The sequence below is a fragment of the Streptomyces shenzhenensis genome (genome assembly GCF_003688995.1).
In the GTDB taxonomy this organism is placed as follows: Bacteria; Actinomycetota; Actinomycetes; order Streptomycetales; family Streptomycetaceae; genus Streptomyces; species Streptomyces shenzhenensis_A.
Genome location: NZ_PENI01000020.1, coordinates 146,272 through 164,355 on the forward strand (window position 1 = coordinate 146,272; position 18,084 = coordinate 164,355).

Here is an 18,084-nt window from a genome sequence, read left to right on the forward strand (position 1 = left end):
GGGGCGCCCGGGATCAACCGGGCGCCCCCTGCTGCGTACTCGGCGTTACTCGTCGTACTCGGCGTCCTTGCGCTCAGTCGTCCTCGCGGCGCACCGACAGCAGGTCCTCCAGCTGTTCCTCGCGGGCCTGGGCGGCCACGAACAGCAGCTCGTCGCCCGGCTCCAGGGAGTCCTCCTTGGACGGGGCCAGCACGCGGGTGCCGCGGATGATGGTGACCAGCGAGGTGTCCTCGGGCCACTGCACATCCCCGACCTGGGTGCCGGCCAGGGCCGACTCCTCCGGCAGGGTCAGCTCGACCAGGTTGGCGTCGCCGTGGCTGAAGCGGAGCAGCCGCACCAGGTCGCCGACGCTCACCGCCTCCTCGACCAGCGCGGACATCAGCCGCGGGGTGGACACGGCGACATCGACGCCCCAGGCCTCGTTGAACAGCCACTCGTTCTTCGGGTTGTTCACCCGGGCCACGACGCGCGGCACGCCGTACTCCGTCTTCGCCAGCAGGGACACGACCAGGTTGACCTTGTCGTCGCCCGTCGCGGCGATCACCACGTTGCAGCGCTGCAACGCGGCCTCGTCCAAGGAGGTGATCTCACAGGCGTCGGCCAGCAGCCACTCCGCCTGCGGGACCCGCTCGACCGAGATGGCGGTCGGCGCCTTGTCGATGAGCAGAACCTCGTGGCCGTTCTCCAGCAGCTCGCCCGCGATCGAGCGGCCGACCGCGCCGGCACCGGCAATGGCGACCCTCATCAGTGACCGACCTCCTCTTCGGGGCCCTCGGCGAACGCCGCCTCGACCTTGTCGACGTCGTCCGTCCGCATCATCACGTGTACCAGGTCGCCTTCCTGCAACACCGTCTGCGAGGTGGGCAGGATCGCCTCGCCGAGCCGGGTGAGGAACGCCACCCGGACCCCCGTCTCGTCCTGCAGCCTGCTGATCTTGTGCCCGACCCAGGCCGGGGAGGTGTGCACCTCGGCGAGCTGGACGCCACCGGTGGGGTCGCGCCACAGCGGTTCGGCGCCCGACGGGAGCAGCCGGCGCAGCATCTGGTCGGCCGTCCAGCGGACCGTGGCCACGGTGGGGATGCCCAGACGCTGGTAGACCTCGGCGCGGCGCGGGTCGTAGATACGGGCGGCGACGTTCTCCACGCCGAACATCTCACGGGCCACCCGGGCCGAGATGATGTTCGAGTTGTCGCCGCTGGACACGGCGGCGAAGGCGCCCGCGTCCTCGATGCCGGCCTCGCGGAGGGTGTCCTGGTCGAAGCCGATCCCGGTGACCCGGCGGCCGCCGAATCCCGGGCCCAGCCGGCGGAAGGCGGTGGGGTCCTGGTCGATCACCGCGACCGTGTGCCCCTGCTGCTCCAGGGTCTGGGCGAGGGCGGAGCCCACCCTGCCACAGCCCATGATGACGATGTGCACGACCGTCCTTCCGATGTTCAGAAAAGTAACTGCTCAGCCCCATCGGGGTCAGCCCCATCAGGGTCTCAGACCGATGCTCAAGCTACACACGCACCGTCCGGGGCGGGCACCCCCGTGCAGGCACGCCCGTGGTCAGCGGCGCGTGATGCTGCGCACGCTCAGCAGCGTCAGGAATCCGAGGCCGACGAGCGCGGCGGCGGCGCCGATCAGCTGTGCGGTCGCGGGCATGGAACCTCCGAGGTGCGGTGACAGGCGGGGTTTGCCATCTAGAAACGGAGAGCGCGCCGCCCCCGGAATCCGCAGTTCCATCGGCCCCGGAGTTCACTCGTGAGGCAGATCCGGGACGGCAGGTGGGCGGCTGCCAGTTCGAAGCCTTACGATCCTCTGTCGTGTCCAAACTGACCGACGTGCCCAAACGGATCCTGATCGGGCGCGCACTGCGCAGCGACCGGCTGGGTGAAACGCTCCTGCCGAAGCGGGTCGCACTGCCCGTCTTCGCCTCCGACCCGCTGTCCTCCGTCGCCTACGCGCCGGGGGAGGTCCTGCTGGTCCTGTCCATCGCGGGCGTGTCGGCCTACCAGTTCAGCCCCTGGATCGCGCTCGCGGTCGTCGTGCTGATGTTCACCGTCGTCGCCTCCTACCGGCAGAACGTGCACGCCTACCCGAGCGGCGGCGGCGACTACGAGGTCGCCACCACCAACCTCGGCCCCAAGGCGGGCCTCACGGTCGCCAGCGCGCTGCTCGTCGACTACGTCCTGACCGTCGCCGTCTCCATCTCCTCCGGCATCGAGAACCTCGGCTCCGCGATCCCCTTCGTGGTCGAGCACAAGGTGCTGTGCGCCGTCGCCGTGATCGTGCTGCTGACGCTGATGAACCTGCGCGGGGTGCGGGAGTCCGGCACGCTGTTCGCGATCCCGACGTACGTCTTCGTCACCGGCGTTTTCATCATGATCGTGTGGGGTGCGTTCCGGGGCCTGGTCCTCGGGGACACGATGCGCGCGCCCACCGCCGGCTACGAGATCAAGGCCGAGCACCAGGGCCTCGCGGGCTTCGCGCTCGTCTTCCTGCTGCTGCGCGCCTTCTCGTCCGGCTGCGCCGCGCTGACCGGCGTCGAGGCGATCTCCAACGGCGTCCCCGCCTTCCGCAAGCCCAAGTCGAAGAACGCGGCGACCACCCTGGCCATGATGGGCCTGCTCGCCGTGACGATGTTCTGCGGCATCATCGCGCTCGCCATGACCACCAAGGTCCGCATGGCCGAGAACCCGGCCGCCGACCTGCTCCACGACGGCGTGGCGCTCGGCTCCGGCTATGTCCAGAACCCGGTGATCTCACAGGTCGCCGAGGCAGTCTTCGGCAGGGGCAGCTTCCTGTTCGTCGTGCTGGCCGCAGCCACCGCGCTGGTGCTGTTCCTCGCCGCCAACACGGCCTACAACGGCTTCCCGCTGCTCGGCTCGATCCTCGCCCAGGACCGCTACCTGCCGCGCCAGCTGCACACCCGCGGCGACCGGCTGGCCTTCTCCAACGGCATCGTGCTGCTCGCCGGTGCCGCGGCCCTGCTGGTCTTCGTGTACGGCGCCGACTCGACCCGGCTGATCCAGCTGTACATCGTCGGCGTGTTCGTGTCCTTCACGCTCAGCCAGACCGGCATGGTCCGGCACTGGAACCGGCACCTCGCGGCGGAGCGGGACCCGGCCCGGCGCAGCCATATGATCCGCTCCCGGGCGATCAACGCGTTCGGCGCCTTCTTCACCGGCCTGGTCCTGGTCGTCGTCCTCGTCACCAAGTTCACCCACGGCGCCTGGGTCGCCCTGCTCGGCATGGTGATCTTCTACGCGACGATGACCGCGATCCGTAAGCACTACGACCGCGTGGCCGAGGAGATCGCGGCCCCCGAGGGCCCGAGCGACGACAGCGTACGGCCGTCCCGGGTCCACTCCATCGTCCTGATCTCCAAGATCCACCGGCCCACGCTGCGCGCGCTGGCCTATGCCCGGCTGATGCGCTCGGACACCCTGGAGGCGCTCACCGTCAACGTCGACCCGGCGGAGACGAAGGTGCTGCGCGAGGAGTGGGAACGGCGCGGCATCGACGTGCCGCTGAAGGTGCTCGACTCGCCCTACCGGGAGATCACCCGGCCGATCATCGAGTACGTCAAGAGCCTGCGCAAGGAGTCCCCGCGCGACGCGATCTCGGTGATCATCCCCGAGTATGTGGTGGGCCACTGGTACGAGCACCTGCTGCACAACCAGAGCGCCCTGCGCCTCAAGGGACGGCTGCTGTTCACGCCCGGGGTCATGGTGACCTCGGTCCCCTACCAGCTCCAGTCCTCCGAGGCGGCCAGGAACCGGGCCCGCAGGCGGCAGGAGTGGCACGCGCCCGGCACGGTGCGGCGCGGCCCGGCGGAGCAGCGGCCGAAGGAGCCGAGCGCCGGGAACTGAGGGGTGAGCCCGGGGTGCCGGGCTGAGGGGTCCGGCAGCGGGGGCCGGCAGGGGGGCCGGGGGATGCGGAGTCCGGCGCCGGGCCGGGGGCCGGGGAATGCGGAGCCCCGCACCGGGCTGGGGGCCGGGGCGGAGCACGTAGACTGGTGGGCTGTCGTCGGCCCCCGAGCGGGCCGTTCCCTTCCCCCGATCTGGAGTCACCCCGCCATGCAGGCAGAACCGAAGAAATCGCAGGCGGGGTCGCTCGTGGGGGAGGAGTACGAGGTCGAGATCGGCCCCGTCGCACACGGCGGCCACTGCATCGCCCGTACCTCCGAGGGCCAGGTGCTGTTCGTGCGGCACGCGCTGCCGGGCGAGCGGGTGGTGGCCCGGGTGACCGAGGGCGAGGAGGGCGCCCGCTTCCTGCGCGCGGACGCGGTGCGGATCCTGGAGGCCGCCAAGGACCGCGTCGAGGCGCCCTGCCCCTACGCCGGACCCGGCCGCTGCGGCGGCTGCGACTGGCAGCACGCCAAGCCGGGCGCCCAGCGCCGGCTGAAGGGCGAGGTCGTCGCCGAGCAGCTGCATCGCCTCGCGGGCCTCACCCCGGAGGAGGCCGGCTGGGACGGCACGGTGATGCCGGCCGAGGGCGACAAGCTCCCGGCGGGCGAGGTGCCCCGGTGGCGCACCCGGGTGCAGTACGCGGTCGACGCCGAAGGGCACGCCGGGCTGCGCCGGCACCGCTCGCACGAGGTGGAGCGGATCGACCACTGCATGATCGCGGCCGAGGGCGTCGACCAGCTGGGCGTCGAGAAGCGCGACTGGTCCGGCATGGAGTCGGTCGAGGCGATCGCGGCGACGGGCTCGCAGGACCGGCAGGTGATCCTCACCCCGCGCCCCGGCGCCCGGCTGCCGCTCGTGGAACTGGACAGGCCGGTCTCGGTCCTCAGGGTCGACGAGAAGTCCGGCGGCGTGCACCGCGTCCACGGCCGCCCCTTCGTCCGCGAACGCGCGGACGGCCGCACCTACCGGGTCGGCAACGGCGGCTTCTGGCAGGTCCACCCGAAGGCGGCGGACACCCTGGTGACCGCGGTCATGCAGGGCCTGCTGCCCCGCAAGGGCGAGATGGCCCTCGACCTGTACTGCGGTGTCGGCCTCTTCGCCGCCGCCCTCGCCGACCGGCTCGGCGAGAAGGGCGCGGTGCTCGGCATCGAGTCCGGCAAGCGGGCCGTCGAGGACGCCCGCCACAACCTCGCGGACTTCCCGCGTGTGCGCATCGAGCAGGGCAAGGTCGAGTCCGCCCTGCCGCGCACCGGTATCACCGAGGTCGACCTCATCGTCCTGGACCCACCCCGCGCGGGCGCGGGCCGCACCACGGTGACCCACCTGGCCTCCCTCACCCCCCGCCGCATCGCCTACGTCGCCTGCGATCCGGCGGCCCTGGCCCGGGACTTGGGCTATTTCCGCGAGCACGGGTACCGCGTCCGAACACTACGGGCGTTCGACCTGTTTCCGATGACGCACCATGTGGAGTGCGTGGCGATTCTTGAGCCCGCCCCGAAGGGCTCCTGAGTCGCGGTTTTGTGTGTGCTCCTTACGTGCGGTGTGGGCGTTACGGGCGGTTTCTTGATGCTGAAATGACGCTCGTTTGACGCTGAGCGCAGAGTTACTGGTTCCTGTGCCACCGGACACTTTTCCAGCTCTGTCCAAGGTGGGCCGGTGAGGTCCGGAGCATGGGCGCCTGGTGACTGGCACTCCGAAAGCCGGTCGTTGCAGGGGCCCGGCAGGAGGCAGCACAGGCCGTCATACCGGCCCCGGTGATGTGGGGTGGGACGCCAACGTCTTCGACACCTACGTCCAGCAGGGCGAGACCGTCGACTGGTCGGCCGGTACCGAGCTGGACCTTGGCAACCCGGGCACCATGAACTCCGACGGCACCCCGCGCACGGCGCGCTCCTTCATCTCCTGGAACACCTCGCCGATCCGGGACGCCCTGATCCTGGACGCGAAGCTGTCCTTGTGGAACTTCCACTCGGGCAACACCGACTGCAAGCTCTACCCGTGGGAGGTGTCGTCGACCGGCGCCGGCTCGACATCCTCCCGTTGGACCGCACAGCCGACCTGGACAGCGGCGAAGGCCACGTCCACCGAGACCACGGGCAACGCCGGGTGCTCCACCCAGCCCGACGGCTGGATCAGCGCCGACGTGACCACCCTCGTCCAGGAGTGGGCCTCCGCCAAGGCCTTCCGGGGCCACATGGGCCTGCGTGCCTCCAACGAAAGCGTCGTTGCGCAATGGAAGCGGGTCAACTCCGCCAACGCCGCATCGAATCCGCCCAAGCTGGTGACGGTCGCGTCCGGGGTGCTGAGCGACGGCAAGACGTACAAGTTCCGCACCTCGCCGTACGACGGGACGCACTTCAACACCGGCGCCGGCGAAGGACGGCACCCAGACACTGCAGGTGCGGTCCGTCGACAAGGCGGACAACAAGTCCGAACCCGCCTCGTACACCTTCCACGCCGGGCCCGGTGGCTTCATCCAGCCCTCCGACGGTGAGCGCACTGCACGTCGGCTGCCCCTGGTCGCCGAGGCGGAGGCGGGCAAGTACGACAGTGTCTCCTTCTCCTGGCGTCGCTCAGAGGCGGACGACTGGGCGAAGGCGTGTGGAACACCACCGACACCGTCGACCCGGACGGATCGATCCAGATCAAGGCCGACTTCACCGGCCCCGGCGGAGCCTACGGAGCGACGCAGGCGCTGTCGGTCGTCGTGGGCCGCAATGCCGACGGCGCGGCCGCCAGCGAGATCGGCCCCGGTTCGCTCAACCTCCTGACCGGCGACTACACGCTGTCCGGCACCGACGTCTCGGTGCTCGACATGACGGTGACCCGCAGCGTCTCCTCCCGCACTCCGCAGGCCGGGGCGGCACAGGACGGACAGGCGGCCATCTTCGGCAAGGAGTGGCTGGCCGGCACCACGGCACAGGCCGTCAAGTCCGACTACTCCGAGCTGCGGAAGACCTCGGCAACCTCACTCGACATCGTCACCGCCGATGGTGACTTCATCCTCTCGGACACCGAGGGCAACGTCACCACGTTCAGCCGGGTCGACTCCTCCGCCGACGCCTGGACGGTCACCCGGTCCCTGATCGACGGCCAGGCGAACTCCACGACCGAGGTGATCTCCGAGGTGGTCACCGTCGACGGCAAGGTTCTCGCCCGTCCCAAGCACGTCATCACGGCCACCAGCGCGGTGACCATCGGGGCCTGCGAGGCCGCCCCGGTCACCCGCGGTTGCCACACGACCCCGTCAACAGCGACGCCGTCACCGGCTGCGCGACCTACAGGGTGCGCAAGCACGCCTGAACCGGGCGCAGTTTCGCCACAGTCAGGCTTACCACCCGCTGGAGCTACAGCGGCTGGCAGAACGTCAACTGGACAAGGACCTCGTGGCGCTACGTGTCCAGCTACCGCATCGTCCACACCAAGGGCTGAACCCGCCCTGACCAGCGTCTAGGGTGGTGCTCCGCGACACCTGCCGCGGAGCACCGCCTCCCTGTCCCGTCCGCAAGCCCGCAGGCCGCAGCGTCCATCGCACGGCCTCGGCTTCCTCATGGAGATCCCCCCCATGCCTGCTGCCGTCGCCGCCTTCGGGGTCGCCTTCTTCTGCTTCACCCTGTGGTGCTCCGTCACCGTCGCCCGGATGCGGGACCTCCCCCCGTGGCGGAGGTTCCTGCCGCTCGCACTCTTCCTGATCGCCGCCGGAGCGAGTCTGCTGCGCGCCATCGACATCCCGGAAGTCGCCAACGCCATCGCCTTCCCCTTGAACCTCGCGGTCGTCCTCCTGTCGCTCAGGGAGATCCGCAGCCACCGTCGGCACACCGGTACGGCCGATCGCCCCAGGGGATGAAAGCGTCGCGGTGCCGAGGCCGAGGGGCTCGGCGAATTCCAGGGCGTTGAGCCCCTCTCGCAGGAAAGGACGATGCCGTATTACGGCAGACTCATCCAGTGCTCCGCCGGGAAGTCGTAGAACGCCAGCAGTTCGTCGCGCCCGGCTGTGTGCATTTCGGCAGGGTGTTCGCGACATTCCGGGCCTTGTGGCCCCGGCATCGCTGGTGGCGAGTCGCGGGGAACACCTCGGCCGGCGCGATCAGTTCCTTGGTGCCGTTCAGGCCCACACCCATCAGCACCAGGACGCAGGAGTGCGTCTGTCGAAGCCGGATCGTGGGGTGCGGTCCGGGAAACCGTCACTGAACTCGCGGCCCCCTCGGAGACCGCGCGGGCGATCGGCGCCGCCAAGAAGCCGAACGCGCCGAGCCGTGGACCTGGCCGGCGGCTCACCGGAGCGCACCCGATCCCTGCTCACAGACGTGCTCACCGTGCTCGCGGAGCTACCCGCTCAGGCGGAGCCACTGCCCGTTTTCACAGTCTGCGGGCGGACCGACGAGTTCTATGGACGCGCGAGTGTCGCCGACGAGGCCGGCCATGCCGCCGGCCTGGCCCTCGCCCGACTGCGGTCCACGGGCGGGTTCACCATCGCCACCGAAGCCGTCCTGTCGTCCACGCCGTGGAGAACCCCAGCGTCCTGGCCCGCCGGTCGTCCGTACATCCGGTCGGCCCGACAGCGCGGCCAGGCGCCTCCTCCGCCTCCTCGCGGACCAGGACGCCCGCTCCACGACGCCGTTGGTGGTGAGTTGCTACAGCGCTGTCGCCAGTGTGTCCAGTGCCGCCAAGTGGTCCGTGCCCACGGGAGTGAGGACCGCGCTGGTGACGCCCGCGTCGAACAAGTCGCCCAGAGCGGACCTGGCTTGCTCCGGTGTGCCTGCCACGGTGAGTTGCCGGACCCATTCGTCCGGCAGGGCGCGGGCGAACTCCCGCGGGCCGGCGCAGCGCGAGCGCAGGGTGACGAGATCGTCGTGGAAGGGCAGCGGCGCGATATGCGGCCGCCAGTCCGGTTCTCCGACCACTTCGAGGGCGGGGCGGACCGCTGCCAGCGCGGCGGCGGGGTCCTCGTCGATCGCCGCGATGTTGTAGGCGACCAGGCGGTGCGGGCGGGTGGGGGCGATGTGGTGGAGGGCCGCGCGTACGTAGGCGGGCGTCACGGGTTCGGCGAGGAGGGTGCCGTCGGCCACGTCACCGGATACCGCCAGGGACTTGGGGCCGCGCACGCCGGCCAGGACGGCGGGAGCCGCCACCGGTACGGCGCTCTCGTGGAGTTGAAGGCCGTCGATGCGTACGTACTGGCCGTCGTGCTGGACAGGCCGGCCGCTCAGCAGCGCCTTGAGGACCGTGATGTACTCGGACAGGAGGGTGAGCGGGCTCCTGGGCCATGCGCCGACGCTGCGCATCCAGGCCGGCATGCCGTGGCCGACGGCGATGTCGACGCGGTCGTGGTGCAGTTGGGCGAGGCCCGCGATCTCCATCGCGGCGAAGGCCACGTTGCGGGCGGCGGCCGGCAGCAGTCCGACGCCGACGCGGATCCGGGTCGTGGCGGCGAGGACGGTGGCCGCCTGGGTCAGTCCTCCTCGGTAGCCGAGGTCTTCCACCACCCATAGTTCGTCGAAGCCGTGTGCCTCCGCGCGTCGGGCGAACGCGACGATGTCCCGTGCCGGAATGTCGCGGGGCATGAGGACACCGATCGCGCCTTTGCGTTTCGTCATGGTGATCACATCCCCAGCGGGTTCGGGTTTCAAGAGCGCCGGGGTCAGCAGCCGGGTGTCCATCGGTGAAAATGGGCGGAGTTCACGTCGTGACAGGGAACTCGTTGGGGGACGCATGGCCGAGGATGTGGCGGGGACCGTGGCGGAAGGCGAGCGGAGCGCGGTGGCCGGGATGCTGCCCGGGCCGCTCGTCAAGGAGATGGACAGGGAGATGCGAAGGTGGCGGATCGCCACCTTCAACTACGGTGTCACCTACTACCTCAGCCGGATTCTGCTCATTGTCGCCAGCGCCGTCGTGGCGGCCGACCAGAACCTGGGGGGCGGCCACGGGAGCTGGCTGATCGCCTGGGTGCCGGCCCTGGCGCTGGTCGTCGCGGTGATGACCGCCGTGGACACCTGGCTGAAGCCCCAGCAGAAGTGGCGCGGCTTCATGGAGTCCCGGGACGCGCTGGCGGACCTGAGAATCCAGGCCGAGGGCGGTATGACGGTCGATCAGGTGCGGGCGAAATTCCTTGAGTTGCGCCGACAGCACCGGGAGCGGAACGTCTTCTGACGTGTCGTCCAGGCGCTGCGGCGCCACGAGGTCAGGGACGGGCGGCAGGCGTCGCGAGCCGTGTCACGGCCCGGCGTTCGGCGGCCTCGACGTCCAGCCGGCCCGACCGGTTGCCGTCGCGGGCGATGACTGCCGCGCGGACCAGGGCCAGATAGAAGAGGGCCGGCCCGCACGGGGTCCATTCCGTCGGGTCCTTCTCCAGGATGAAGTCGAGCACGCTGTCGGGGTCGGCCGGGACGAAGTCGAACCGCTCGTGCTCCCACTTGTCCTCGATGCCACGGCTCCGGCGGGCCACGAGATCCTCGGCCGTCAGATCGGTGAGTACGGCCCGATAGAAGACGGCCCACTGCTGGTTGCGCAGGTCGAGGGCGAACGCGAGCAGTTCCAGCTCGGCCTTGTCCTCGTCCTGGACGCCGAGTTCCTCCCGCAGCGCGCGGTGTGCCACGGCGCGCAGGCTGATGGGGGAGCCGTCCTCGGGGACGTCGTGGATGGCCGCGAGCCCCTCGTTGACCGAGGAGTTCCAGCGCGCCTTGTTGTGGCCTTCCACGATGACGCTTCGGCGCGCGAAGACCATTTTCCGGTCGGGGCCGGTCTCCACCGCCACGTTGACGCCGAAGCTGCAGGACAGGAAGGCGGGCGCCGTCACCGGGTCGGCGTTCTCCAGGTACTGGGAGCGCAGTGTGGCCGGTTCTCCCTCGCGCAGCGGTTCGTCGAGATTGACGGACGTGGCGAGGAAGTCGTAGTAGTCCGCGTCGCACAGGCTGATCCGTACCAACGGGACTTCGGCTTCGTTGGTGCGCGAGACGATGATGCTCTCGACGGCGAAACGGGGGTTGTTCCAGGCGTAGCGCTCACCCGCTGCCTGCCGGCGCTGCTGCTCCGCCTCGATGTCCTGCCGCCACTGCTGGACTTCGACGGGGAGCTGCACCTGGCGGAGCCCCGGTTCGTAAAGGATCTGTACGTTCTCCTCCTGGATCGGGTGTGTGCCGTCCCCCTCGAAGATGTGACAGTCCGTCACAAGATTCCCGATGACCATCCGGTCGCGCGGCGCCACGAAGTCCCCCTGTGCGATGTCGAGTAGCGTAAGCGGCACACCGTGTCGGTGTGAGACGTCAGGTTTCCACAATCCGTGCCGCCGTGCGGCAGGGATGCGTGGCTGAACTCTTGGGAGGGAGAGTTCGGTTGGACCGGGGTCAAAAACGCGACGGTGTGGTCGCGACAGTCGTGGTCGACACATACCTGGGTGACGCGCGGCGGGTCAGGGACCGTGCCCGGCTGAGGAGGACGGCCGCACGCTTCGTGGAGCAGGCCGGACGGCTGGGCTTCGACGCTCCCGCACTGAACGTCGGCAGCTCCGGCGGGGACGGCGGGGCGGCACGGATCGCCGGACGGCAGCAGATCCGCGATCTCGTGGCACGGCTTCGGCAGCAGCCGGCGGACAAGAAGATCCTCTACTGGACGGGCCACGGCGAAGTGCTGTCGGGCGCCTTCTACCTGGCCTGCGAAGACAGTTACGAGCGAGGGGAGTTCGACCCCCGCCGGGCGGTCTCGGCCGAGGAACTGGTCTCCTGGCTCGCCGAGGACGCCACGGACACGCTGCTGGTGCTGGACGCCTGCTTCTCGGGCGAGGCGGTGGAGCAGGTCAGTGACCACGTCAAGGAGGCCCGGCAGCGGGCCGGCGTCCGCGCTGCGCAGGCGGGATTCGCCGTCGTCGCGACCGCCGGATCACGCCAAGAGGCACTGGAGGGGCACTGGGTCGACTGTCTGGAGCAGGTCCTGTCGGCACCGGAGCTGGTCGTCGACGACAGCGTGAGGATGTTCAGCCGGGAGAAGGAGGCCGTTCCCTTCCAGCAGTTGATGAGTGCCGTCAGGGAGCGGGCCGGGGAACAGGTGCCGTTCTGGCAGGAGCCGCGGACGCTGCGTGCCTGGTTCCTGCCCAACCCGTACTGGTCCCCGCGGGCGCGGTCCGCGCTGCGCCCGGAGGACGACGAGTCCTGGATCGGGAAGGAGCTCGCGAGCGACGAACTGCCCGTCTTCTCGGGCTCGGGTGACAGCTGGCACCTGCGGGACTTCGCATCGCGGCATCGGGTGCTCGCCGATCTGGTCGACTGGTTGCGCATCCAGGAATCCGGGATGCTCACCGTGACGGGCGCGTCCGGCGCGGGCAAGTCGACGCTCCTGGCGTATGTCGCGCACCTCACCATCGAGCACTTCGTGGCCCTGCTCCCCGCGGACCGCCGTCCTCGTGTGCTGCCCGAACTCCGTTCGGTCAACGCCGCGCTCCACTGCCGTGGCAGAACACTGTCGGCGCTGTGCGAAGAGCTGGCGCGGGGGCTCACCCCGATCGGCCTGCGCACGGCGGAGATCAAGCAGGGGTCCCCGCACAGCCTCGTGCAGCAGATCGAGACCCTGGCCGAACTCAAGGGCAGTATCACTTTGATGTTCGACGGGCTCGACGAGGCAGCCGCGGGGCACTCCTTCGACATCGCGCGCGGGCTGCTCAACCCGCTGGCCGCTCTGCCGGGGGTGCGGGTGGTGGTCGCCACCCGGCCGAACGCCCGCCGCAGCCTTCCGGGCGAACTGCGCGCCGAAACCCTGCTGGACGTGCTGCACTGCGCCACCGTGATGGAGCTGGACCGAACGGATCAGACCGAGCAGGACATCGCCCGGCACGTCGAACGGCTGCTGGCCGGGGAGCACTCCCCCTACCGGCTGCCGCATGCGGCGCAGCGACGCGGCGCCATCGCCCGGCAGATCGCGGCCGGCAGCAACGGCCTCTTCCTCGTGGCCACTCTGTGGGCCCGTCATGTGGCCAAGCGGCCGGTGGCGTCCGACGCGGAGCAACTGCGCCGGGAACTACGGCAGGGTACGTCCGTCCTGGACTCCCTGCTGGCCGAGGAGTTGATCCGGCTCGATCCGCTGGACACCGCTCGTGTCCGGGACTTCATGACCGCGCTCGCCCTGGCCCAGGGAGTGGGACTGCCCCAGCCCAGGGTGTGGCTGGCGATGACCAACGCGGTGCGCGGTACGGGCAGCAGGGAGTACGGGGAGGAGGACCTGCGTGACGTGATGCGCAGGGCCACCGGCGTGACGATCGCGAAGGACGTGGAGTCGGGGGAGGAGGTCTATCGCCTGCACCACCCCAGCTTCGGTTCCCATCTGCTGGGAGACGAGACGCGGCAGGGCGAACAGCACCGAGCGGTCTACCGGGCCCTGACGCCGCGCAGAGGCGAGGACTGGCGGACCGCGGAACAGTATGTGAAGCAGCACCTCACCGCGCATGCCGCCCTGGGCGGGGACGACCTCCTCGAGGATCTGGTCGAGGACTGCCACTTCCTGGTCGCCGCGTCGCCCGACATCCTTGAGCCGCTGGTCGCCGCGCGACTGACGACCACCCCGCAGAGCGCGCTCTACCTGGGGGCCGCCGGCCATTTCCGCCGGCACGAAGCGGAAGAGGCGAGGTGGGCGATGCTCCGTGCCACCGCTTTGGCGATGTTCTCCCGGGAGTTCCTCGCCGACGTGCCGAAGCCGTCGTCGGTGTTCTGGGACGACGTGTGGAGCAGCGCCGTGCGACTCCCCCTGCACAGGAGCTGGCCGGCCCCGCCGGGCGGGGCGCTCGCCGTGCACTGGGAGGCGCAGGGCGACGGGATCATCCATGCTTCGGGCGCCGGTGAGGTCAGATCGTGGACCGCGGAGGGACATGAGATCCGTGGCCGGGACACAGGCCCGGCCACCTGGGCCGACCCTCCGCGGCAGCGGGGGGTGACGGCTTCGGGCCGGGGGGACGGCCGGGTGGTCGCCACGCATGACGGCAGATGCGTACGGATATGGCACGGCGGCGGCAAGTACCCGGTGGAAGAGCTGTACTGGGGCGGAAACCCCGGTGCGGTCGACTCGGTGCGGTGGGGCACGGAGGTCCTCGTCGCCGCGGTCGACGGCGACCGCCTGTGGCTGTGGCGGTGGGACAGCACCGCGGAGTACTCCCGGGACGGGCTCCGTTTGCACACCGTCAGCGTGCCGGTCCACTGTGTGTCCCTCCTCGCGGTGGGCGGGCGGGTCGCGGCGGTCACCGGCGGCCCCACGGGGGTGACGGTGTGGGAGCTGCCCGGCCGGAAGACGGTGAACAAGCCGTTGCACCGTGTCCGGACGCTGGGGGACGGCATCGAGGAGATCGTCGCAGTCTCGGCCCTGGCCGCGCGGGACGGCGACGGCTCCGGGGCCGCTGTGCAGGACGGCCAAGGCTCCGGGGCCGTGATCGCGGCGCTGGACGGCCACACACTGCACGCCTGGCGGATGGACGACCTCTTCGAGGGAGCGGCGCACTCCGTGTTCAGCCCCTGCCCCGAGAGCGCCGGGCGGGTCGTGACCGTCGGACGGGGCGCGCGCGGACTGCTGACCGCGGTCCAGGAGAACGCCGCGGTCCGTGTCTGGGACGAGGAGGGCAAGGAGTACGTCTCGTTGCCGTGCGACCACCATCACCAGTCCCTGGCCTTCGATCCCTCGGGAACAGGGCGCCTGGCGGTCGCGGACGACACCCGGATCCGCGTCTGGGAGCCGCATGATCCGCCGGGGGACGGCGAGGCGGCCCACGCCCGCCGTACGGGCGCGCGGGCGGCCGGCACTCCACGGCTGCGGGTGACGGGCGGAGGACCCGACGGCACCCTGCTCCTGAGCCGCTCGCACGGACACGACGTGCTGCTGAGCCTGCACTCGGCCGCGGGACAGGCCGGCGGGGGGCTCCGGCTCGTGCATCCCCATGCGGTGGAGGCGCTCGCCGCGACGAGACTCGGTGACCACTGGCTGACCATGGCGGTGGGACGCAGGCGCGTAGAGCTCTGGGAGCTCGGCCCGAACCTGGAACTGCGGTCAGCCGAGAGCTTCGAACTGCCGGGCTCGGCCGAACAGGCGGTGCCTTCCCTGGCTCTCCAGGCCATCGGAACCGATCGGCTGCGTCTGCTGTGGCCGTCAGGGCAGAGCGTGGCCACCTGGGAACGCGGGACGCAGCGCCGTGGCGCATGGAGCGAAGGGCGCACCTTCTGGATGGGAGCCGCAGGCGCGGTGCAGCGGATCGAGGTGGTGGGCCTCCCCTCGGGCCCCTCCTGGCTGTCGGCCTGGGGTGGCAACGTGGTACGGGTCTGGGACCTCACGGAGCCCGGTACGAAGCCGCAGCCGGTCAACGCCGTCAGGGCCAAGGCCGTCGCCACGGGCCTGCTGGGGCGCGGGCACAGGCCGGTTCCGCTGATCGCCTTCACCACCGGACAGACGGTGAAGTTCGCCGAGTGCGACGGCGGTTACGGCGTGGCCTCGGTGCTCCCGTGGCGGACCGGCGGAGAACTCGACGGCGTGGCTCTGGCGGGGCCGGCGGAGCGGCCGCTGCTCGTGGGCTGGAGCCGCAGGTCCGGTCGCCTCCGCCTCTGGGACATCCAGCGGGAGCGGGAGCTGGACCCCATCGAATCCCGGGGATACGAAGTGACCGGCGTGGACTCGGACTTCGACGGGCAGGGCATCACCCTCATGATCCAGGGCATCGCGCAGCACAGCGCCCGCTGCGATCAGGTCTTCGTCCCCTGGCGGGTCGACCAGCCGTCCCAAGGGCCGAGGGTCGTGAGCCAACGGGCGGCGGCATCCGCTCGAAGCGACAAGGAGAGCGTTCTGTGAAGGACGACCTGGTGGTCCTCGTTCCGGGCATCATGGGCACGGCGTTGACCCGGAACGGAGCCGACGTCTGGGATCTGACCCCGGAGGCGATGAGCAGGCTCCTGCGGCCCAGGAGCACGCGAGAGATCCTCAAGCTGCCCGAGGGCATCGGCGACGACGACCCGGAGGCGCCGGACGCCCTGCAGCTGGGCGGTGTGATCCACGGACGGCGTCTGCTTCCGGGCCTGGTGTCCACCATGGAGGACCAGGGCCTGCGTGAGCGGCTCGGCATCGAGGAGGAGCGATTCGCGGAATTCCCCTACGACTGGCGCCTCAGCAACCGTAATTCGGCCGAGAAGCTGGCACGTTTTGTCCAGGACCGGTTGACCCGATGGCAGGAGACAGCCGATCCCCAGCGGTTTCCACGGGCCAGGGACGCGAAGGTGATCTTCCTGTGCCGTTCCATGGGCGGTCTGGTGGTGCGGTACTACACCGAGGTTCTCGGTGGATGGGAGCAGACCCGGTCGGTCGCCACACTGGGCACACCCTTCTCGGGGAGCGTCAAGGCGCTGCGGTTCCTGACCGGTCGGATGCGGTGGGTGCCGAGCCCCTTCGACGAGTGGATCCACGAGGTCTGCTCGACGTATCCCTCGCTCGGCCAACTCATCCCCACCTACCGGGTGGTGATCGACCCTGCGGGCGGCAGGAGCCGGCTGAACGGCCAGCCGGTCGAGGGGGTGGACACGCGGATGATCGACGACTCCTTCGCCTTCTTCCAGGAGACGCAGGACGCGATCGAGGAGAACGACGCCGTACACGGCCGCGACCGCTACACGCTGATCGCGCTGGGAGGCGACAAACACCGTACCGACCAGGCGCTCTCCTTCCGCTCCGGGGCCAGGCCGGCATTCCACCAGGACTTCTCGGACTCCGGAGATCCCGAGGACCGGGGCCTGCGGCTGTTCGGTGACGGCACCGTGGCGCATGTCGCCCAGACGCCGCCCGAGTGGCGGGACACCGGCCGGACGGTGTGGCTCGACAGCAGGCACGCCGATCTCATCAACGCCGATCACGCCCTCAAGCAGCTGAGACGGATCTGCGACGGCCTCGAACCGGCCGGCGTGCTGAGCACCGGAGAACCCGTCGCGGTCGAACTCCCCGACTTCGCCCGGGCCGGACAGCCCTTCGACGTGTGGGCGACGAACGCCGACGCCGCGATGGGGCTGAGGGTCCGGCGGCTCGGCGAGGACGGTCGGTGTGTGGCGGAAGAGGTGATGCGGCCGTGCGACGGCGGAAACAGCTTCCGCGCCGAACTGCGTGCCGAGGCCGGGCGGTGGACCCTGGAGGTCTGCTCGAAGGTTCTCGGCCACTCCTGCCGGGATGTGCTGCTGGTTGTCCAGTAGCTCTGCCCAGTCCGGTGAAGGCGTGGCTGAGGCGGGACGCTCATGACGCGAGCGGCCGAGTACTCGGGTGGAACTGAGTACGTGCGCTCTGGCCGGTGACGCGGGGAGCGGAAAGGCTTGGGGCATGCGTCAAGGACTATGGAATCCTCTTCCCCAACTGCTCCCGATCCTCGTGTCCGCCGGGGTGGCCGTGGCGGTGTGGGCCGCCTGGCTGGGCTGGGACCAGCATCGCGATGTGCACCCCGACGGCAGCACGACCGGCCCGTACGAGGCGTGGCAGGTGATCGGACTGGTGCTGACCCTGCTGGTGCTCGTGTACGGGGCGGCATCCCGGGGCCATGTCGCGGGTGCTGTGTTCGGCACCACTGTCGGCCTCACCGTTGCCGCCTCCTACGACTGGTCGGACGACGCCAGCGGCCTCTTCATGGTCGGCGTGGCGCTGGTCATGCTCGGAAGCCTCGTCGGGACGGCCATCGTCTCGTCCGCGACCGCCCTGGCCGGGCGACACGGAGGGCAGACCCGAGCCTGACACCACACCGCACCGCTTAGGACCGCCACCCTGAGGGCTGGTGGCCGTGGACGGTCAGGCCGGTAATGCGGCCGGACTGGATGACGGGACCGTGCTGAACGCCGCCGGTGATTTCGTTGTGCACGGTGCCTGGGCGCGTTGCCGAGGCGTCGCCGATCCGGTGCAAGGACGTGAGTAGACGGCGCAGGTCGTCACCGGTGACGTCCCCGGCTTCGACGAGCTGTTGCAGGTGGACACGCAGCTGGACCGCGACCTCACGCCTGTCCGGCTCGTCCGCTGCGGCATCGCCGGTGAGCAGGCGGTTGCGTGTGTCGTCCAGCTCGGCCATGGCAATGCCCGAGCCGGTCCGCGCGAAGAACCGTCGGACCTGTTCGCGGGCGTGCGTCCAGGAGTCGGTGACCATGAGGGAAACCAGCGTGGTTGCTCCTGCCGCGGCGAGCGCGGCCAACTCGCTGTCCATTGTCTTCTCCTG

12 protein-coding genes and 2 pseudogenes are annotated in these 18,084 nt (G+C 70.3%); 8 read left to right on the plus strand and 6 right to left on the minus strand.

The window, feature by feature from the left end:
* Positions 1-73: 73 nt before the first annotated feature.
* Both CTZ28_RS27930 and CTZ28_RS27935 read right to left on the minus strand, forming a co-directional pair.
* Positions 74-745 (minus strand): potassium channel family protein, encoded by a 672-nt coding sequence (locus CTZ28_RS27930; protein ID WP_121892472.1) that lies wholly within the window; start codon positions 743-745, stop codon positions 74-76.
* Positions 745-1,416, minus strand: a complete 672-nt coding sequence (locus CTZ28_RS27935; protein ID WP_121892473.1) for a potassium channel family protein — start codon at positions 1,414-1,416, stop codon at positions 745-747. Before CTZ28_RS27935 ends, CTZ28_RS27930 begins: the two co-directional genes overlap by 1 nt.
* 389 nt (positions 1,417-1,805) lie before the next feature.
* On the opposite strand from CTZ28_RS27935, the gene CTZ28_RS27940 reads away from it, so the two are divergent.
* The 4 genes and pseudogenes from CTZ28_RS27940 to CTZ28_RS27955 all read left to right on the plus strand — a co-directional run bounded on the left by CTZ28_RS27940 (position 1,806) and on the right by CTZ28_RS27955 (position 7,740).
* Positions 1,806-3,854: an APC family permease gene (locus CTZ28_RS27940; protein ID WP_121892474.1), complete on the plus strand. Its 2,049-nt coding sequence runs from the start codon at positions 1,806-1,808 to the stop codon at positions 3,852-3,854.
* Between the two features lie 207 nt (positions 3,855-4,061).
* Positions 4,062-5,402, plus strand: coding sequence for a class I SAM-dependent RNA methyltransferase (locus tag CTZ28_RS27945; RefSeq protein ID WP_121892475.1), 1,341 nt, complete (start codon positions 4,062-4,064; stop codon positions 5,400-5,402).
* Between the two features lie 262 nt (positions 5,403-5,664).
* Positions 5,665-6,675 (plus strand): annotated as a pseudogene (locus CTZ28_RS27950) (DNRLRE domain-containing protein); the annotation flags it as partial.
* Positions 6,676-7,458: 783 nt separating this feature from the next.
* Positions 7,459-7,740, plus strand: a complete 282-nt coding sequence (locus CTZ28_RS27955) for a hypothetical protein (RefSeq protein ID WP_259471836.1) — start codon at positions 7,459-7,461, stop codon at positions 7,738-7,740.
* Positions 7,741-7,826: 86 nt separating this feature from the next.
* Here the strand turns inward: CTZ28_RS27955 and CTZ28_RS48685 are convergent.
* Together CTZ28_RS48685 and CTZ28_RS27970 are read right to left on the minus strand one after the other, a co-directional pair.
* A pseudogene (locus tag CTZ28_RS48685) lies at positions 7,827-7,969 on the minus strand (IS256 family transposase); the annotation flags it as partial.
* A gap of 558 nt (positions 7,970-8,527) precedes the next feature.
* Entirely contained in the window at positions 8,528-9,490 is a 963-nt protein-coding gene (locus CTZ28_RS27970; RefSeq protein WP_121892495.1) for an LLM class flavin-dependent oxidoreductase, read from the minus strand.
* Positions 9,491-9,605: 115 nt separating this feature from the next.
* Here CTZ28_RS27970 and CTZ28_RS27975 point away from each other — a divergent pair, with 115 nt between their 5' ends.
* Entirely contained in the window at positions 9,606-10,043 is a 438-nt protein-coding gene (locus tag CTZ28_RS27975; protein WP_259471837.1) for a DUF4231 domain-containing protein, read from the plus strand.
* Between the two features lie 31 nt (positions 10,044-10,074).
* Here CTZ28_RS27975 and CTZ28_RS27980 read toward each other — a convergent pair whose 3' ends face one another.
* Positions 10,075-11,136 carry a translation initiation factor 2 gene (locus tag CTZ28_RS27980; RefSeq protein ID WP_259471838.1) on the minus strand — a complete coding sequence of 354 codons (1,062 nt, stop codon included), beginning with the start codon at positions 11,134-11,136 and terminating at the stop codon, positions 10,075-10,077.
* A 131-nt stretch (positions 11,137-11,267) separates the two neighbouring features.
* Between CTZ28_RS27980 and CTZ28_RS27985 the strand changes: the two genes are divergently transcribed.
* From CTZ28_RS27985 to CTZ28_RS27995, 3 genes are all read left to right on the plus strand, one after another.
* The gene (locus tag CTZ28_RS27985) at positions 11,268-15,701 is read left to right on the plus strand and encodes an NACHT domain-containing protein (RefSeq protein WP_147481206.1); all 4,434 of its coding nucleotides are present in this window, start codon (positions 11,268-11,270) and stop codon (positions 15,699-15,701) included.
* Positions 15,698-17,083: an esterase/lipase family protein gene (locus CTZ28_RS47250; RefSeq protein WP_183154617.1), complete on the plus strand. Its 1,386-nt coding sequence runs from the start codon at positions 15,698-15,700 to the stop codon at positions 17,081-17,083. The genes CTZ28_RS27985 and CTZ28_RS47250 overlap by 4 nt, the downstream gene beginning before the upstream one ends.
* Positions 17,084-17,207: 124 nt before the next feature.
* A complete protein-coding gene (locus CTZ28_RS27995) occupies positions 17,208-17,612 on the plus strand; it encodes a hypothetical protein (RefSeq protein WP_121892479.1) in 405 nt (134 codons plus the stop codon).
* 16 nt (positions 17,613-17,628) lie between these two features.
* Here the strand turns inward: CTZ28_RS27995 and CTZ28_RS28000 are convergent, their stop codons facing one another.
* Complete coding sequence (locus CTZ28_RS28000) at positions 17,629-18,060, minus strand: hypothetical protein (RefSeq protein WP_259471839.1); 432 nt, start codon at positions 18,058-18,060, stop codon at positions 17,629-17,631.
* Positions 18,061-18,084: the final 24 nt, after the last annotated feature.

Excerpts from the sequence above, each read along its gene's own strand:
- CTZ28_RS27975 (WP_259471837.1), top strand. The coding sequence starts at position 9,606 with ATGGCCGAGGATGTGGCGGGGACCGTGGCGGAAGGCGAGCGGAGCGCG.
- CTZ28_RS27945 (WP_121892475.1), top strand. The coding sequence starts at position 4,062 with ATGCAGGCAGAACCGAAGAAATCGCAGGCGGGGTCGCTCGTGGGGGAG.
- CTZ28_RS27930 (WP_121892472.1), bottom strand. The coding sequence starts at position 745 with ATGAGGGTCGCCATTGCCGGTGCCGGCGCGGTCGGCCGCTCGATCGCG.
- CTZ28_RS27995 (WP_121892479.1), top strand. The coding sequence starts at position 17,208 with ATGCGTCAAGGACTATGGAATCCTCTTCCCCAACTGCTCCCGATCCTC.
- CTZ28_RS27955 (WP_259471836.1), top strand. The coding sequence starts at position 7,459 with ATGCCTGCTGCCGTCGCCGCCTTCGGGGTCGCCTTCTTCTGCTTCACC.
- CTZ28_RS27970 (WP_121892495.1), bottom strand. The coding sequence starts at position 9,490 with ATGACGAAACGCAAAGGCGCGATCGGTGTCCTCATGCCCCGCGACATT.